The sequence below is a fragment of the Streptomyces glaucosporus genome (genome assembly GCF_039533345.1).
GTDB classification, from domain to species: Bacteria; Actinomycetota; Actinomycetes; order Streptomycetales; family Streptomycetaceae; genus Streptomyces; species Streptomyces glaucosporus.
This window is the reverse complement of the sequence record NZ_BAAATJ010000010.1, coordinates 66465-84386: the sequence shown is the minus strand read 5'-3', so window position 1 is coordinate 84386 and position 17922 is coordinate 66465. Positions and strand designations below refer to the sequence as shown.

7 protein-coding genes are annotated in these 17922 nt (G+C 73.9%); 2 read left to right on the top strand and 5 right to left on the bottom strand.

Translation table 11 applies throughout. The features are described from left to right. Nucleotides 1–177 precede the first annotated feature (177 nt). Nucleotides 178–1200: an anthranilate phosphoribosyltransferase gene (trpD, locus tag ABD358_RS13235; protein ID WP_344631238.1), complete on the top strand. Its 1023-nt coding sequence runs from the start codon at nt 178–180 to the stop codon at nt 1198–1200. Here trpD and trpC read toward each other — a convergent pair. Beyond that, on the bottom strand, nt 1172–1993 hold the full coding sequence (trpC, locus tag ABD358_RS13230) for an indole-3-glycerol phosphate synthase TrpC (protein ID WP_344631153.1): 822 nt from the start codon (nt 1991–1993) through the stop codon (nt 1172–1174). The genes trpD and trpC overlap by 29 nt on opposite strands. Nucleotides 1994–2246: 253 nt before the next feature. On the opposite strand from trpC, the gene ABD358_RS13225 reads away from it, so the two are divergent. Beyond that, on the top strand, nt 2247–3050 hold the full coding sequence (locus ABD358_RS13225; protein ID WP_344631152.1) for an FkbM family methyltransferase: 804 nt from the start codon (nt 2247–2249) through the stop codon (nt 3048–3050). An 80-nt stretch (nt 3051–3130) separates the two neighbouring features. Here the strand turns inward: ABD358_RS13225 and ABD358_RS13220 are convergent, their stop codons facing one another. From ABD358_RS13220 to ABD358_RS13205, 4 genes are read right to left on the bottom strand one after another with little or no spacing between them, the layout of a single operon-like run. Continuing rightward, nucleotides 3131–4081: a TauD/TfdA family dioxygenase gene (locus tag ABD358_RS13220; protein ID WP_344631151.1), complete on the bottom strand. Its 951-nt coding sequence runs from the start codon at nt 4079–4081 to the stop codon at nt 3131–3133. Nucleotide 4082: 1 nt separating this feature from the next. Next, nucleotides 4083–5351: a cytochrome P450 gene (locus ABD358_RS13215; RefSeq protein WP_344631150.1), complete on the bottom strand. Its 1269-nt coding sequence runs from the start codon at nt 5349–5351 to the stop codon at nt 4083–4085. A gap of 25 nt (nt 5352–5376) precedes the next feature. Continuing rightward, on the bottom strand, nt 5377–6237 hold the full coding sequence (locus tag ABD358_RS13210; protein WP_344631149.1) for an ABC transporter permease: 861 nt from the start codon (nt 6235–6237) through the stop codon (nt 5377–5379). Continuing rightward, on the bottom strand, nt 6234–17822 hold the full coding sequence (locus ABD358_RS13205; RefSeq protein WP_344631148.1) for an amino acid adenylation domain-containing protein: 11589 nt from the start codon (nt 17820–17822) through the stop codon (nt 6234–6236). The genes ABD358_RS13210 and ABD358_RS13205 overlap by 4 nt, the downstream gene beginning before the upstream one ends. Nucleotides 17823–17922: the final 100 nt, after the last annotated feature.

Sequence of the window (17922 nt, the reverse complement as noted above, 5' to 3'; positions counted from 1 at the left end):
CCGTCATGTGCAGGGCCACGGAAATCCCCCATCTTCGAATTGGACCGTACATGTGGTCGGACGGTGGTCTGGAAATCCCCCTGCGGCCGCTCGCACACTGAACGAAGAAAATCTCCTCCGAAGCCTTCCAGGGAGAATTCCGTGATCGCAGAACCGCAGGCCCGCACCTGGCCGGACATGTTGAACGCGCTGCTGGAGCGGGAGAACCTGTCCGCACGGGACACCGACTGGGCCATGGACCAGGTGATGTCGGGCAGGGCAGGGCCGGTCCGGCTCGCCGGGCTGATGGTGGCCCTGCGGGCGAAGGGCGAGACCGTGGAGGAGATCGAGGGCCTGGTGCGCGCCATGCGGCGGCACGCTCTGCCGCTGGAGGTGCCCGGCCCCGCAGTGGACATCGTCGGCACCGGGGGCGACGGCTCCGACAGCGTCAACGTCTCCACCATGTCGGCGGTCGTGGCCGCCGCGGCCGGGGCGCGGGTGGTCAAGCACGGCAACCGATCCGCCTCCTCCGCCTGCGGCTCGGCCGACGTACTGGAGGAGCTCGGGGTGGTGCTGTCCCTCCCGGCCGCCGATCTCGCCGAGGTGGTCGAGGAGACCGGCATCACGTTCTGTTTCGCCCCGGCCTTCCACCCGGCCATGCGGCACGCGGCCGGGCCGCGCAGGGAGCTCGGCGTGCGCACCGTGTTCAACGCACTGGGCCCGCTGCTCAACCCCGCCTCCCCCGCGGCCCTGGCCCTGGGGGTGGCGGATGCGCGAATGGGCCCCCTGCTGGCGGGGGTGCTGGCCCGCCAGGGGGTGTCGGCGCTGGTCTTCCGCGGCGACGACGGGATGGACGAACTGACGGTCACCACCACCTCCACGGTCTGGTTGGTCGACGGCTCGGGGGTGCGCGCCGAGGTCTTCGACCCGCGTGACGTGGGCATCGAGCTCGCGGATCCCGGTGCGCTGCGCGGTGGGGAGCCGGCCTACAACGCCCGGGTGGCGCGCGAGGTTCTCGCGGGGGCTCGCGGTCCCGTGCGGGACGCTGTGCTGCTGTCGGCCTCCGCCGGTCTGGCGGCGCTCGATCCCGGCGGCCGGTCCGTCACCGAACGACTGGCGGCCGGCATGGAACGCGCGGCCGAGGCGGTGGACTCGGGCGCCGCGGCGGCCGTCCTGGAGCGGTGGGCCGCCGTCACCGCCAAGCGGGCGGCGGAGGTGTGACGGACGGGCGCCGGCCCGCGGCGAGCAGTTCGGCGACCGCGGCGCGCGGTCGCCCGCCGGTGACCAGCGCCTCACCGACCAGGACCGCGTCCGCGCCCAGGGCCGCGTACCGGGCCGCGCACTCCGGGCCGCGCACTCCGGACTCGGCGACCCGCACGACGTCCCGCGGTATGCGCGGGAGGACCCGCGCCACGGTCTCCGTGTCCACCTCCAGGGTCCGCAGGTCGCGCGCGTTGACGCCGACCACGGTGGCGCCGGCGGCCACCGCCCGCTCCGCCTCCGCCTCGTCGTGCGCCTCCACCAGCGGCGTCAGGCCGATGTCCACGGCCAGGGCCACCAGGTCGGCCAGGTGCGGCTGCTCCAGCGCCGCGACGATCAGCAGCGCCATGTCGGCGCCGTGCGCCCGCGCCTCCCACAGCTGGTAGGCGTCGATGACGAAGTCCTTGCGCAGCACCGGGACACCCACCCGCGCCCGCACCGCGTCCAGGTCGTCCAGGCAGCCGCCGAAGTGGTGCCGCTCGGTCAGGACGCTGACCGCGGCCGTGCCGCCCGCCTCGTACTCCCCGGCGAGGGCCGCGGGGTCGGCGATCTCCGCCAGCGGCCCCCTGGAGGGGCTGGCCCGCTTCACCTCGGCGATGACGCGTGTTCCGTCCCCGCCCCGCAGCGCGGCGGCGCAGTCCACCGGGGTGCCGGCCGCCGACGCCCTGTCCCGCAGGACGGCCTCGGGCACCTCCCTCCGGCGCGCCTCCAGACCGGCACGGGCCCATGCGACGATTCCGTCGAGAACGTTCATCACCGTCTCCTCCCGGGTGCCCGGGTGCCCGGGCGCCGGACCGGCGGGCCGTCCGGCCAGCCGGGAACGAGTCATCGAGAAGGGACCCTAGGAACGGCGGCGGAGCGGAGCCAGGTCCTTAAGCGTCCGTCGAAAGTCCCAGGCGGGCGCGGCCGTCGCGGCTCGGATGTCCGCATCCCGGGACGTCAGCCTCCCGTCAGCGCCCTCCTGCAGGCTTGTGCTCCCGTCTGCCCGTGAGGAGTGAGGAGAAGCCGTGGACGTCGTTCCGGAACTGATCGAGGGCATCAACGCGCACGAGACCTCCTTCCTCTACGAGGAGATATTCGTGCGCCGCGCCTACCTCCCCGACGGCGTGTCCCTCCCCCCGGACTCGGTGGTCTTCGACGTCGGGGCGAACATCGGCCTCTACTCGCTCTTCGTGCGCACCGTGTGCCCCGCCGCCGTGGTCTACGCCTTCGAACCGCTGCCTCCCGTCTTCCGGAAGCTGGAGCGCAATCTGGTGGCCCACGGGGTGCCTGCCAGGCTCTTCCCGTACGCCCTGTCCGACACCGAGGGCGAGGCGGACTTCGTCTTCTACCCCGGCTACACGACGATGTCGGCGGCATCCTCCCACGCCGCCACCGGGGTCGACCGGGAGTTCGTCAGGCAGCGGGTGCTCGCCGAGCGGCGGGACGACCTCGGCGACGCGGCGGACCTCCTGGACGAGATGCTGGAGTACCGGTTCCGGGAGGAGCCCTACGTCTGCCGGACCCGGCGGCTGTCGGACGTGATCGCCGAGTGCGGGGTGACCCGCATCGACATGCTCAAGGTGGACGTCCAGCGCGCCGAGGCCGACGTGCTCCGCGGCGTGGACGACGACCACTGGCCGCTGATCCGGCGGATCGCCCTGGAGGTGCACGACGAGCCCGGCACCGTGACGGAGGGACGGCTCCCCGAAGTCCGCGAGTACCTGCGGGAGCGCGGGTTCGCCGTCGTCCCGCTCGGCGACGACGGCCCGGCGGAGTCGGGGCGCCACTCGCTCTTCGCCCACCGCCCGGACCCGGCCGCCGCCGGGTAGCACCCCCGGGGGGCACGGCGCGGCCGGCGCGGCTGCCGTTCCGCCGCGCCGGCCGGCGCCTTCCCGGTTCCGCCCGCGGGTCACGTCATGGAGACCACGACCCGGCGCGCCCCCGTGAAGGCCTCGCGGCCGTGCAGGACCGACATGTTCGCCACGATCATCACGTCCCCGGCCTGCCAGGGCTCGACGAGCTTGTTCCTCCCGGCCGCCGCGCGCACCTCGGCCAGGTCCTCGTCCGGGATGGGTGTGCCGTCGGCGTATGTCACCCAGTGCGGCAGGTCGTCGACGCTGCCGATCAGCGACAGCAGGGCCCTGCCCTCGTCGCCCGGCAGGTTCGACGGGTGCCACTGGTCGGCCTGGTTGAACCAGACCTCCCGCCCGGTGAGCGGGTTGATCCGCGTTCCCGGGCGGTGCTGGCTCACCCGCAGGCCCCCCTCGGGGGTCCAGCGGAACTCGGCCCGCGAGGCCCGCAGGAACTCCTCGACCACCCACCGGTCACCGGTCTCGAAGGTGTCCTGCCAGGACTTGCCGAGCCCGAGACCGCCGTGCAGGTGCTGCCGGTAGACGACTCCGGCGCCGAAGCGCGCGCGGACCTCTGGGTCCAGGTCCTCCAGGAGGGCGTGTCCGTCGCAGACCGGTGTGGCGCCGCCGCTCTCGGGGGCGGTCAGGCAGCAGAAGTACAGCCGGCTGGGCCAGCGGTGGGCGTAGGACATCTCGTTGTGCAGGGAGATGTCGTAGCGCGCCGGGTACTCGGTGGAGGTGAACACGCCGTCGGACACCGTCACGCGCGGCGTGTTGCCGCCGCGGTAGCTGCCGATCAGCGGGTCGCCGAAGGCCGTGACGGTCCGGTGGAACCCGCCGGAGTCCTCCACCCCCAGTCCGCGGACCATGACCACGCCGCACTCGGCCAGCAGTTCGCCCACCCGCTCGCGCACCTCGTGCCGCCGGGCCCGGTCCCAGGCGTCCACGGGACCCTCCACGTGCAGAACGGTCAGGCCGGTGCCGCCCGCCGTCCTCCTCTCCTCCTCCATGTCAGCTCTCCCTTCCCACCGGTTCGGCGGTGAGCGCCACGGGCAGGCCGCTGTAGCCGTGGACGAAGTTGGAGTACAGGCGCCGGGGCGGTCCCTGGAGCCGTATGTCGGCGACCATCGTGCGCAGCGCGTCCACCATGGCGTTCACATGGGTCCGGCCCAGGAAGGCCCCCAGGCAGAAGTGCGGACCGTGTCCGAAGGCCACGTGCTTGTTGGGGTCGCGGGCGATGTCGAAGACGTACGGCTCCGCGAACGCCTCCTCGTCGAAGTTGGCGGAGCTGTTCCACAGGGTGACGATGTCGCCGGCCCGGATCACCCGGTCGCGGACGGGCACGTCCACCAGCGCACGGCGCCCGAAGTGCATGGCGGGGGTGGTCCAGCGCAGCACCTCCTCGGTGGCGCTTTCCACGCCTGCCCCGCCCTCCTTCAGCCTCCGCCACTGCCGGGGGTGTTCGGCGAACGCGATCAGGCCGCCGACGGAGGACATGCGGCTGGACTCGTCGCCGCCGAGGATGAGGCTGTAGCAGTTGAAGACGATCTCCTCCTCCGACAGCGGCTCGCCGTCCACGGTGGCCGTGGCCAGGGTGCTGATGACGTCCTCGCCGGGGTTCCTGCGGCGTTCGGCGGCGAGGTCCGAGAAGTAGAGCAGGATCTCGTTGCGGGCCATCACCTCGTCCAGCTCGCTGTCCTGCGAGCTGTGCCGGGACAGGGTCTGGGTGTTCCACTCGACCAGCCGCTCGCGGTCGGCGGCCGGGATGTCCATCAGGTCGCCGATCGTGTTGATCGGGATGTGGTCGGCGACGTCGGTGACGAAGTCCAGCTCCCCCCGCTCCAGCGCCTGGGCGACCAATGCGCGGGTGCGGCGGTGCACACCCTCCACGACGGGGGCCAGGACGCGCGGGGAGAAGGACTTGAGCATCAGGTTGCGTATCTCACGGTGCCGTTTGCCGTCGGTGACGGCGAGCATCTTGCGGGAGGCGGAGTCCTCGCCCTGGAGGAGGGTCGCCAGGACATTGCCCCGCTCGGAGGTGAACCTCTTGTTGTCGCGGTAGACGTCCAGGACGTCGGCGTACCGGGAGACCGCCCAGAAGCCGGGGACCGGGGTGTCGGTCTCCTGCCAGTGGACCGGGCTCTCCTCCCGGAACCGGCGCCACATGGCGTGCGGGTCGTTGTCGAGGAACGTCTGCGGATCGGTGAGATCGACGGAGCCGGGACCGCCGGGCCGTGGTCCTGCGTCTGCGTGGGCCGGCGGAAGGTGCTGCGTGGTCATGCGGTTGTCTCCTCGGTGCTCGGGCTCAGGAGCCTGCGGTGCGGTAGCGGCGGAGGCCCACGGTGACGCAGACCGCGAACAGCGCGCCCAGCGTCACCGCGGCCACGGCCAGGGGGTGCTCGGCGGGGAATCCGCCCCCCGGCGCCGTCGGGTTGCCCCACAGGTCGCGGCAGGCCGTGATCACGGCGCTGACCGGGTTCCACTCCGCGAGCGGGCGGATCGGGCCCGGCATGGACCGCGGGGAGAGGAACGCGTTGGACAGGAAGGGCAGGACCACGACGATGAACGGGGTGACGACGCTGATCGTCTCCACGTTGCGCAGCGTCATCGCCAGCAGCACGCCGAGCCAGAGCATGGCGTAGACGAGGACCGCGATCAGGCCGAACCCGGCGAGCGCCGGCAGGAGTCCGGCACGGGGCCGCCAGCCGAGCAGCAGCCCGGTGCCGGTGACGACGGCCATGCCGGCGAATCCGACCAGCAGGTCCGCCAGGGTGTGCCCGAACAGCACCGCGGACCTGCTGATGGGCAGGGAGCGGAACCGGTCCACCAGCCCGCCCCGGAGGTCCAGGGCGACCGACACGGCGGTCGGACCGACGCAGGCCAGGGCGACCTGGACCGCGCCGCCGGCGAAGACGTACTCGGTGTACTCCCCGCCCGCCGGCGGCGTGACGGCGTCGCGGAAGAGGTAGCCGAGCATCACCATCGACACCAGGGGGCTCAGGGCCACGCCGAGCACCCGGCCCGGCGCCCTGCCGAGGTGGCGCAGCCGCCGGCCGGCGACCGCGAGCACCTCGACGAGCAGCGCGCCGGGCCCGGTGGGGACCCCGGGAGCCGTCGGGCTCCCGGGGGCGCCGTGCCGTTCCGTTTCCGTGAGGGTCGCCGTCATCGGCCCGCCCCGTTCCGCTCCGTGTGCAGACGGTCCAGCTCGGCCGCGACGATCGGGCCGATCCGCGCCAGCGGACCGGGGTTGAGGATGTCGTCGTGGGTGGTGGCGATCCGGTGCACCCTCAGCGTGCCCCCGAAGTACGGCTCCCACAGCCGTTCCTTGTCCGCCCCGGTGTCGCCCCACTGCGAGTCCTCGGCGAGGAACAGGTGCATGGTGCCGTCGAAGTCGCCCGGCCGGTAACGGGTGTTCAGCGACTGGTGGTGGATCATCAGGTTCACCATGCGGATCATCCGCTGCTCTCCCATGCGGGCCAGGGGGCTGTCGTCGCGCCGCAGGGCGTCCAGCACGTCCCCGGCCACCAGGTCGCGGTCGCCGAACTCCGAGCGGTGATGCCCGATGCCCTCCAGCAGCCAGGCGAGCAGGGCCTGCTCGTCGCGGTCGTCGGCGATCCCGGTGCGCGGGTAGGAGTCCAGGTTCGCCACCAGGCCGACCTCGTCCCCGGCCCGGCGCAGTTGGACGGCGATCTCGTAGGCCAGCAAGCCGCCGAGCGACCAGCCGAACAGGTGGTACGGCCCCTCGGGCCGGACCGCCTTCATCATTCCGATGTACTCGGCCGCGATCTCCTCGACGCTTCCCGGCAGCGGCGCGTCGCTCACGACGCACGGCGCCTGGATGCCGTAGACCGGGTACTCCGGGCCGAGGTGGCGGGTGAGCGGCATGTACGACAGCGCGAATCCGACGCCGCTGTGCAGGCAGAACACCGGCGGGCGGCTGCCGGTCGGCCTGATGCGCAGCATCGTGGCGAACGGGTTCGCGTGGTCCAGGCCGTCGGTCTCGTCGATCGCGTCCGCCATGATCTGGGTGCTGTGGCGGCGGGCGGGCGCCGGGGCCGGCGTCTCCCGCGGTGCCTTCGGCGCGTCGGCGGGCCGCTCACCGGAGGGCTCCGGTCCGGATCCGACGGCCGCCGCCAGGGCCCGCACCGTCTGGTGGGCGAACACATCGGCGATCCCGACCTCCAGCCCGGACCTGCGCGCCAGACTCACCAGCCGCAACGACTTCATGCTGTCCAGGCTGCCGCCCGGCGCCTCGAAGAAGTTCTCCTCGACACCGAACCCGTCCGTCCCCAGCACCTCGGCGACCAGGCCGCACAGCAACTCCTCGGCCGGAGTCAGCGACTCCCCCTGCCCACCGGAGGGCTCCGGTCCGGATCCGACGGCCGCCGCCAGGGCCCGCACCGTCTGGTGGGCGAACACATCGGCGATCCCGACCTCCAGCCCGGACCTGCGCGCCAGACTCACCAGCCGCAACGACTTCATGCTGTCCAGGCTGCCGCCCGGCGCCTCGAAGAAGTTCTCCTCGACACCGAACCCATCGGTCCCCAGCACCTCGGCGACCAGGCCGCACAGCAACTCCTCGGCCGGAGTCAGCGACTCCCCCTGCCGGGCCGCGCCGGTCCCGGCGTCCTTCGCCGTCCCGGTGGCGGGCATCGCTTCGGGGTCCAGCAGGTTCCCGTCCGCGTCCCACTTCACGCGCCGGCCGGTCCGGTACAGGCGGGAGCCGGCCGGTCCGAACGGGTCGGCCACGAAACGCTCGGCGGTGGCGGCGGGACGGCCCGCGTAGCCGCGGGCCAGTCCGGCTCCGGCGACGTACAGTTCGCCGACGACTCCCGGCGGCGCGGGCTTCAGCCATTCGTCCAGGACGTACACCCGTGTGTTCCACTCCCCTCCATCCGGGCCGAACGTCCGCGGTGTCGCCCAGTCCGGCGGCAGCGGCTCCCCGCCCGGCACTCCGGCTCCGGAGAACAGCGCCGCGAGCGGTTCCGTCCGCCCGGGGCCACCGTGTTCCGCGGCCCAGGCCAGGCGGTTGGCCGCCGCGCGGTGCTCGACGACCGTGCCGCGGGGGCGGCCCGACGCGTCGCCGGACCGGATGACGTACGCGGCGTGTCCGGGACGCAGCGGGGCCGTGCGGTCGGCGTCGGTCACCGGGGCCGCCGAGCCGGCGTCCGCGTCGGGCCCGTCGAGGACCACGGAGGGCACGCCCGTGCTGCGCAGTCTGCTCGCCAGGCCCGCGGTGGTCAGCACGCACACCGGACGCGTGTCGGCGAACAGCGCCCTGATCCGGCCGGCCCGTTCGTCCGCCGCGAGGGACACGTGGGCGGCACCGGCCTTGAGCACCGCGAGCATCGCCACGGCCCGGTCCACGGGCCGGGACACCGCGAGGGCGACGACCCGCTCGGGACCGGCGCCGCAGGCGATGAGCCGGCGCGCCAGGCGGTTGGAGCGCGCGTCCAGTTCGGCGTAGCCGAGGGCGTGCGCTCCGTCCCCGACCGCGGCCGCCTCCGGGGTGCGGGCGGCCTGCGCGGCGAACAGCTCGGGCAGCGTCGCCGCGGACGGTTCGCGCCCGGTGTCGTTCCGGTCGCGCAGTATCCGCTCGCGCTCCTCGCCGACCAGCAGTTCCAGGCCGCTGAGCCGGACGCCGGGGTCGGCGGCCACCGTGCGCAGCACCTGCCCGAACTGCTCCGCCATGCGTTCCGCGGTGGCCCGTGTGAACAGGTCGGTCCGGTAGCCGAGCAGGCCGCGCATACCGCCCTCACCGGGCCAGGGCAGCAGTTCCAGCGTCAGGTCGAACTTGACCCTGCGGGACTCGACGTACTCGGGCCGCACCGTGAGTCCGGTGAGGTCCAGCGGCTGGTCGCCGTGGCTCTGCACGCTCAGCACGACCTGGTACAGCGGGTGCCTGGAGAGCGAGCGGGACGGCTTGAGCGCGTCGACGACCTGGTCGAAGGGCACGTCCTGGTGGGAGTAGGCCGCCAGGTCGGTCTCCCGCAGCCGGTCGAGGAGTTCGCGGAAGGAGGGATCGCCGCTGGTGTCGCCGCGCAGCACGAGGGAGTTGACGAACATGCCGACCAGATCGTTGAGCGCCTCGTCCGTGCGTCCGGCCACCGAGATGCCCAACGGGATGTCGGCCCCGGCCCCCAGCTTGGTCAGCAGCGCCGACAGCGCCGCCTGGAAGACGATGAACTCGGTGGTTCCGGTCTGCCGTGCGATCCCGACCAGCCGCTCGTGGAGTTCGGGTTCCAGGTCGAACATCACCGTGTCGCCGGAGAAGCCGGCGACCTCGGGCCGCGGGAAGTCCGTGGGCAGGTCGAGCTCCTCCGGCAGGCCCGCGAGGGCGTCCCGCCAGAAGGCCAGTTGCCGCGAGGCCGCGCTGCCGGGGTCGTCCGGGGAGCCCAGCAGCTCGCGCTGCCACGCCGCGAAGTCGGCGTACTGCACCGGCAGAGGCGCCCACCGCGGTGCCCGTCCCCCGCACCGGGCCCGGTAGGCGGTGGAGATGTCGGTCAGCAGCGGCACGATCGACCAGCCGTCGAACGCGATGTGGTGGAAGACCAGCAGCAGGACGCACTCGTCCGGGCCCGTGGAGAACAGCCTCGCCCGCAGCGGTGGCTCCCTGGTGAGGTCGAAGCCCAGGTCGGCCTCGGCGGTCAGCGCCTGCGCGAGTCCGTCCTCGGACACCGCGCGGGCCCTGAGGGTCGGGGCGCCCGACCGCGCGTCGAGCACCCGCAGCGACGGCACGCCGTCGTTGTCGGGGATGACCGTCCGCAGCACCTCGTGGCGCTCGGCCACGTCGGTCAGGGCGGCCTGCAGGGCGGCGGTGTCCAGCCGGCCGGAGAGTCTGAAGGCCATCGGCGTGTTGTACGTGCCGTCGGCCCGCTCCTGGCTGCGGTTGAGGAACCACTGCCGCTGCTGGGTGAAGGACAGCGGTCGCTCGGCGCCCTGCGGTGCCGCCGTCAGCGGCGGTCTGGCGTGCCCGGCGGCCTCGGCCACGTCCGCCAGGGCCGCCACGGTCCGCGCCTCGAACAGCGAGCGGATCGGCAGTTCCACGCCGAGGGCGGTGCGGGCCCGGCTGACCAGCCTCGTCGCCAGCAGGGAGTGCCCGCCGATCTCGAAGAAGTCGTCGTCGACGGAGACCCGGGGGAGGCCGAGGACGTCGGCGAACAGGCCGCAGAGGATCTCCTCGACGGGGGTGCGCGGCTCTCGGCCGCGGAGGGTCCCGGTCATGTCCGGCGCGGGCAGCGCCCTGCGGTCGAGCTTGCCCTGCGCGGTGAGCGGCAGTCGCTCCAGGGCGACCACCGCCGAGGGCACCATGTAGTCCGGCAGCGTCTCGGCGAGCCGCTCGCGCAGCGTGCCGCTGAGCGAGGAGTCGGTGAGGGCGGCCGGATCGGAGGCCACGACGTACGCCACCAGGCGACGGTCGCCCGTCTCGTCCTCGCGGACGACCACCGCGGCCTGCTCGATGCCCTCCACGGCCAGCAGGGCCGAGGAGATCTCCCCCGGTTCGATCCGGAAGCCGCGCAGCTGGACCTGGTCGTCGACGCGGCCGATGTAGTCCAGTTCCCCGTCCGGCAGCCAGCGCACCAGGTCGCCGGTGCGGTACACACGGGATCCCGCGGGGCCGAACGGGTCGGCCACGAAGCGCTGCGCGGTCAGCTCCGGGCGGGCCAGGTAGCCCCGGGCCAGGCCGCCGCCGACGTACAGCTCCCCGACGACGCCCGCGGGGACGGGCCGCAGGTGCCGGTCCAGGACGTACACCCGGTGCGCGGTGGTGGGCCGCCCGATCGGCGGGCGCCCGGTGCCCGAGAGCGGACCGCTGACGGTGGAGCTCACCACGGCCTCGGTCGGGCCGTAGCCGTTGTACAGCCTGACGTGCCCGGACCACCGCCGGACGATCTCGGCGGGCACGGCCTCGCCGGCCACGGCCAGACGCAGATCGGCCGGCAGCTCGCTGTCCTCCGGCAGCCCGCCCACCACGGCCGGCGGCAGGCCGGCCAGGTTGACGCGGGCCCGGTTGATCAGGTCGACCAGCGGGCGGCCGGGCGTACGGCACTCCTCGTCGGCGATCACCAGCGTGCCGCCCGTGAGCAGGCCGAGCATGATCTCCCACACCGAGGCGTCGAAGCTGAAGGACGCGAACTGCAGCACCCTGGTGCCGTCGTCGAGTCCGAAGCGCTCCACGAGGCTGCCGACCATCGACAGCAGCCCGCTGTGCGCCACGACCACGCCCTTGGGCCGGCCGGTGGACCCGGAGGTGTAGATGACGTACGCCGGGTGCTCCGCGCGCAGCGGCGCGGCGCGGTCGGCGTCGGTGAGGTCCTCCTCCGGCAGCCCGGCGAGCAGCTCGGTGGCGACGGGGCCGTCGACGACCAGCGGCTCGATCTCCAGGCCGGACAGGCGGTCCGCCGTGGCGGCGTCGGTCAGCAGCAGCGTCGGCCCGGCGTCCGCCAGCATGTGGGCGACGCGGTCGGCGGGGTACGCGGGGTCCACCGGCAGGTACGCGGCACCGGCCTTGAGCACCGCGAGCGCCGCCTCCACCATCCGCGGGGTGCGCGGCAGCATCACGGCGACCGTCCGCTCCGGTCCCGCGCCGCGGCCGGCCAGCAGGCGTGCCAGGCGGTTGGCCCGCGCGTTCAGCTCCGCGTAGGACACCTCCTCGGCGCCGAGGACGACCGCCTCCTTGTGCGGCGCGGCCGCGGCGCGTGCCTCGAAGACCTCGCAGGCCACCGCGGTGGGCGCCGGCGCCACGGCGGCGGCACCGGACCAGTCCTCCAGCAGCCGCCGCCGCTCGTCGTCGGCCAGCGCGTCGAGCCGGCCCAGCGTGGCGCCGGGTGCGTCGGCGAGCGTCTCCAGCATCCGCACGAACCGCCGCAGGATCGCGTCGACCTCCTCGGCCGCGAAGACGTCGGTGCGGTACTGGGCCTCGACGCGCATCCGTTCACCGGGGAACACGCCGAGCGCCAGCGGGTATTCGGCGATGACCCGCGCTTCCCAGTCCAGCACGCTCAGGCCAGGGATGCGCTCGCCGATGCCGTCGAGGACGCCGGAGGGGTAGTTGTGGAAGCTCACCACGGTGTCGAACAGCTCGCCGATGCCGACGCTCCGCTGCACCTCGGCCAGCCCCAGGTGCTGGTGCCGCTCCAGACCGAGCTGGCGGTCCTGGAGGTCGTCCAGCATCGCCTCGAAGGTCGTCGACGGGTCCAGGTTCACCCGCACCGGCAGGGTGTGCATGAAGGCGCCGATCATCCGCTCGACGTCCGGCAGTTCCTCCGGCCGTCCGGAGACCACCGCGCCGAAGGTCACGTCCCGCCGGCCGGTGAGCCGCCCCAGGACGACGGCCCAGCAGCCCTGGGCGACGGTGTTCATCGTCAGGCCGCGGGAGTGGGCCCACTCGGTCACCGCGGCGGTCAGTTCCCCGGGCAGTTCCACGGACAGGGTGCCGGGCAGCGCGGAGACGCGCTCCCGCTCGGCCGGGCCGAGCCTGGTCGGCTCGTCGATGCCGGCCAGCTCCTTGCGCCATGCCTCGTGCGCGGCCTCCTTGTCCTGCGCGGCCGACCACTCCAGGTAGCCGCGCGCGGAGGCGACCGGCGGCAGCGCCGAGGCGTCCGCGCCGTTGGACCACAGGGTGACCAGTTCCTCCGCCAGCACCGCGGACAGCGACCAGCCGTCCACCAGGATGTGGTGCGCGGTCCACACCACGCGGTGGAGGTCGTCGCCGAGCCGGTAGACGGTGAACCGGGTCAGCGGGGCCCGGGCGACGTCGAAGCGGCGCAGCCACTCCTCGTCGGTCCGCCGCCCGGCCTCGGCCTCGGCGTCCGCGTGTCCGGTCAGGTCGATCTCGGTCCAGGACGGTTCCACCGAGCCGGACACCAGCGCCACGGGGTCCCCCGCGTCCCGCTCCCGGAAACAGGCCCGCAGACCCGGGTTGCGCTCCAGGAGGACCGTCACGGCGGAGCGCAGCGCGGCCCGGTCGAGCGGGCCGGCGATGTCCATGACCACCTGGAGGGTGTAGGCGTCCGTGCCGTGCCGGTCGAACTCGGCCTGGAAGAGGAGGCCCCTCTGGAGCGGGGAGAGCGGCAGGATGTCCTGGAGGTCCTCGACGTCGCTCTCGTACTGCTCGATCTCCTGCCGGGAGACCGTCACCAGCGGAAAGTCCGCAGGAGTGCGGCCGCCCGCGCCGGGCCGCCCGGCGTGCTCGGCGAGGGCGCCGAGGGCGCGGAACCAGTCGTCGGCCAGCCGCCGCACGTCGTCCTCGGAGAGGATGCCGTCCGCCCAGGTCCACTCGGCGGTCAGCACCGGCCCGCCGGGGCGGTCCTCGGTCAGGGAGACCACTTCCAGGACGTGCCGCAGCGGGGTGCCGGGCGCGGCGGTCTGACCGGAGGCGCCGGCTTCCATGGACCAGTCGCCGCCGGAGCCGGTGGTGAAGCGGCCCAGGTAGTTGAAGCCGACCTGCGGGACGGGGCGGCGGGCCAGGACGGTGGCGGTCTGCGGGTTCAGGTGCCTCAGCAGGCCGTGGCCGAAGCCGTGGTCCGGCAGGGAGCGCAGTGTCTCCTTGACCTCCCTGAGAGCCGTGCCGCAGGACCGTCCGCCGTTCCACACCTCGGTCCAGTCCACGTCGCCCATCTCCAGGCCGACGGGGAAGACGCTGGTGAACCAGCCGACGGTCCGCGACAGGTCGACGGGGCCGGCGGCGTCGGCGATCTCCTCGCGGCCGTGGCCCTCCAGTTCGACCAGGACGCGCGAGCCGCCGTCCGCCTCCCGCCTGCCGCGGTCGGCGAGGGCGAGGGCCAGTCCCGTCAGCAGGACCTCGTTGACCTCGGCGTGGAGTGCCTCGGGCACCCGGGTGAGGATCGCCGCCGTCTGCTCGGCCGGCAGTTCGACCCGCAGTCGGCCGGCGCTGCCGTGCACGTCCCGCTCCGAGTCCAGGGGGCGGTCCCCGAGCCGGACGGCCCGGCCGTCGGTCTGCCGCGTCCACAACGGCAGTTCGGCGGTGCGCCGGCCGGTGCGCGCGTGCTCGGACACGGCGCGGGCCCAGCGCCGGTAGGAGGTGCCGACCGCTTCCAGGCGCACCTCGCGGCCCGCCCCGAGGTCGTTCCACGCCGTCTCGAGGTCGTGGAGCAGGATCCGCCAGGACACGCCGTCGACGGCGAGGTGGTGGATCACCAGGAGCAGCCGGCCGGGGCGCTCGGGACCCTCGTCCAGCAGTACCGCCCGCACCAGCAGGCCCTCCTCGGGACGCAGTCGCGCCCGGGCCGCCGCGACCTGTTCGGCGAGGACGGCGCCGGGATCCGCGCCGACCGCGACCTCCACCCTGTCGAACACGCCGGCCGCGGGCGCCGCCTCCCGGGGCGGCACCTCCAGGGACCACAGGCCCGGCGCCGGGGCGGTCAGCCTCATGCGCAGCGCGTCGTGCCGTTCCAGAAGGGCGCGCACCGCGGCCTCGACCCGTCCCGGGTCGGCCCCGGCCGGCACCGAGACGGTCGCGTACTGGCCGAACTCCCGGACCGCGTCGGGCACTCCGGAGAGCTCCTCGCGGAGCTGGTCCGCGATGGGCGTCAGGTCGACCTCCCCCACGCCGTCGTCCCCGGCGGGCACAGCGGCGGTGTCCGCCGGCCTTGCCACGGCCGCGATGGCGGCGGGCGTGCGGTGCCGGAAGACGTCGCGGGAGGTGACGGTCAGTCCCGCGGCGCGGGCCCGGCTGACGACCTGGATGGCGCTGATGCTGTCGCCGCCGAGGGCGAAGAAACTGTCGTCCGCGCCGACCGCGGGCAGGCCGAGGACCTCGGCCAGGACCCGGCAGAGGATCTCCTCCTCACGCGTGCGGGGCGCCCGGCCGCCGTCGTCCGCGGCGAAGCGGGGGGCCGGGAGCGCCTTGCGGTCCACCTTGCCGTGTGCCGTCAGCGGCAGCGCGGGCAGCCCGGTGAGCACCGCGGGGACCATGTGTTCCGGCAGCACCCGGGCGAGCCGGTCGCGTACGGCACCGGTGTCCACGGGTCCGGCACCGGTCTCCGCGACGACGTAGCCGACCAGGCGCCGGTGCCCGGCGGGGTCCTCGACGGCGGCGGCCGCCGCGTCCGCGATGCCTGGCAGCGCCCGCAGGGCGGCCTCGACCTCGCCCAGCTCGACGCGCTGGCCCCGGATCTTGACCTGGTGGTCGCGGCGCCCGACGAACATCAGCTGCCCGTCGGCCTGCAGCACCACCTGGTCGCCCGTGCGGTACATGCGGGAGCCGTCCCCGGCGAACGGGTCGGGCACGAAGACGGCGGCGGTGCGGCCCGGATCGCCGAGATAGCCGCGTCCGACGCCCGCGCCGGCGACGAACAGCTCGCCGGGGACGCCGTACGGCACCGGGCGCAGGCCGTCGTCCAGGACGTGCAGGCGCGTGTCGCGCAGCGGGCGGCCGATGGGCATGTAGGCGTCCGGCACCTCGGCGGCCGTGCGCGCGTACGCGTGGGTGACGTCGTCGGAGCACTCGGTGGGCCCGTAGACGTTGGCCAGGGCGATGCCGGGGCAGTACGCGAACCAGCGCTCGCACAGATCGGCCGGGAGCGCCTCGCCGTTGGAGACCATCCAGCGCAGGGCGGGCAGCTCGGGCGCGGACCCGGCCGCGTCCCAGGCGTCCAGGGTGGCGCGCAGCAGGGACGGCACGACCTCCAGCACGGTCAGGCGCTCGGCGGCGACGACGCCGAACAGGGCCTCGGGGTCGGCGGCGTCGTCCCGGGAGACGGCACGGACCCGGCCGCCGACGAGCAGGGTCGTCAGCGTCTGCCAGACGGTGACGTCGAAGGTGACGGGCGCGTTGTGGACCAGCGCGTCCGTGTGGTCCAGGGAGAGTTCCTCGATCTTGGCCGACAGGTGGTTGACCATGCCGCCGCGCTGCACCATGGCCCCCTTGGGGCGGCCCGTGGAGCCCGAGGTGTAGATCACGTAGGCCAGGTCGAGCGGCCCGCCGACGACCGGGGCGAGGTCGTCCGCGGCGTCCCGCGCCCCGTCCAGGACGAGCACGGGGACCGGCGCCGCGGACGTGTCCGCGGCTTCGGCGGCGGCCCGTTCGGCGAGTTCCCGGTGCACGGCGCCGGCGAGCACGCACGTCGCGCCGCTGTCCCGCAGCAGCTCGGCGAGGCGGGCCAGGGGGACCCGCGGGTCGAGGGGCAGGAAGGCCCGGCCGGAGCCGAGCACACCGAGTTCGGCGGTGACGAAGTCCCGCCCGGGGTCGGTCAGCACGGCCACCGGCCCGTCGCCGTCCAGCCGGCGGGAGAGGGCGCTGGCGCGGCCGACGAGTTCGGCGTAGGTCAGGCTGCCGCCGTCGTCCGTGACGGCCAGGGCGTCGGGACGTGCGGCGGCCTGTTCCCGTACGCGCTCCACGACACCGTGGTAGGGCTCCTGGCGCACGGGACCGGTCAGCGCGGCCGAGAGCCGCTCCGCCTCGTCCGCCGCGAGCAGGTCGAGGGCGTCCAGCGGGTGGTCCGCGTCGGCGGTCAGGAAGCGGTCGAGGAAACCGACGAAGCGGGTCAGGTGGTCGCGCACCTCGCTCTGCGAGTAGCGGCTCTCGTTGCCGCTGAGGTCGACGCCTATCCCGTCCGCGCCCTTGTCCGCGATCGTGAACTCCAGATCGTCGACGAGGCCGGTGGAGGGGCTGTACAGGGTGGCCTCGCAGGGGCCGATGCCCAGCTTCTCGATCTGCGGCATCATGTTGACGAACGGCCCGAACGGCCTGCGGTCGTCGCTCGGCAAGCCCATCGCGCGGCGGATCCGGCTCACCCGGTGGCGCTGGTGCTTGAGCGCCTGGGAGAACGCCCGGTAGGTCTCGGCCAGCAGGTCGGCGCGGGTCGTCCCGGGCCGCACGCCCAGGCGCAGCGGCAGGTAGTTGACCACCATGCCGGGGATCCCCTGCATCGTGCCGCCCACCCGCGCGGTCACCGGCAGGGACAGCAGCACGTCGTCGGTCCCGGTCATCCGCCGGGTGTACGCGCCGAGCGCCGCAACGAGGACGGTCTGCCAGGTCACCCGGGCCTCCCAGGCGACGGCGCGCAGCCGCTCGGCGATCCGGTCCGGCAGGACGGTCTCCTCGCGCCGGAACTCCTGCGCGGGTTCCGCATCGCGGGTGGCGAGGCTGACCGGCTCGGGCCGGTCGGCCATCCGCTCCTCCCAGTAGAGGCGGTCACGTTCGGCGCGCGGCGAGTCGCCGTAGGCCGCCTCGGCCTCGATCAGGGTCTGCAGCGGTGGGAAGCGGCCCTCGTCCAGGGAGGTGCCCTTGAGCATCGCCTCGTAGATCGCGGACAGCCGCTGCCAGTAGATGACGTAGCTGAAGCCGTCGGAGACCAGGTGGTGGTTGAGGAGGCAGAAGAAGGTCCGGTTCTCGGCGAGTGTGAAGACGCTCAGCCGGAACAGGGGCACGTACGGGGTGGCCGCCGGCAGCAGCGGTACCCGCAGGTCGGCGCGGATCGCCTCGCGGGCCGCCCCGGCCGGGTCCTCGGCGCCGCTGACGTCGGTGACCGTCAGCGGCACCTCGGCCAGCGGCTCGACGAACTGCCGCGGCTCGCCGTCCACTTCGGTGAAGCGCGCCCGCAGGCACTCCGACTCCTCCACGAGCCGCTCCAGCGCGGCCCGGAAGAGCTCCAGGTCCAGCGGTCCGCGGATGTCCCAGTAGATGGCGGTGTTGTAGGAGGCACCGCCCCCGGACAGCTTCTCGTCGAACCAGATGTCCTTCTGACCGGCGGTGAGCGGCAGGCCGGCCGTCTGAACGTGAGTCATACCAATCCCCTAGCGAAGGTCATCGAGTTCCCGCCGTCGATGGTTCAGGAGTGCGCTGACACAGGGCTGACCCCCAACTGATGCGGTGCCGGCGCGCGGT

Excerpts from the sequence above, each read along its gene's own strand:
- trpD (WP_344631238.1), top strand. The coding sequence starts at position 178 with ATGTTGAACGCGCTGCTGGAGCGGGAGAACCTGTCCGCACGGGACACC.
- trpC (WP_344631153.1), bottom strand. The coding sequence starts at position 1,993 with ATGAACGTTCTCGACGGAATCGTCGCATGGGCCCGTGCCGGTCTGGAG.
- ABD358_RS13220 (WP_344631151.1), bottom strand. The coding sequence starts at position 4,081 with ATGGAGGAGGAGAGGAGGACGGCGGGCGGCACCGGCCTGACCGTTCTG.
- ABD358_RS13215 (WP_344631150.1), bottom strand. The coding sequence starts at position 5,351 with ATGACCACGCAGCACCTTCCGCCGGCCCACGCAGACGCAGGACCACGG.
- ABD358_RS13210 (WP_344631149.1), bottom strand. The coding sequence starts at position 6,237 with ATGACGGCGACCCTCACGGAAACGGAACGGCACGGCGCCCCCGGGAGC.
- ABD358_RS13205 (WP_344631148.1), bottom strand. The coding sequence starts at position 17,822 with ATGACTCACGTTCAGACGGCCGGCCTGCCGCTCACCGCCGGTCAGAAG.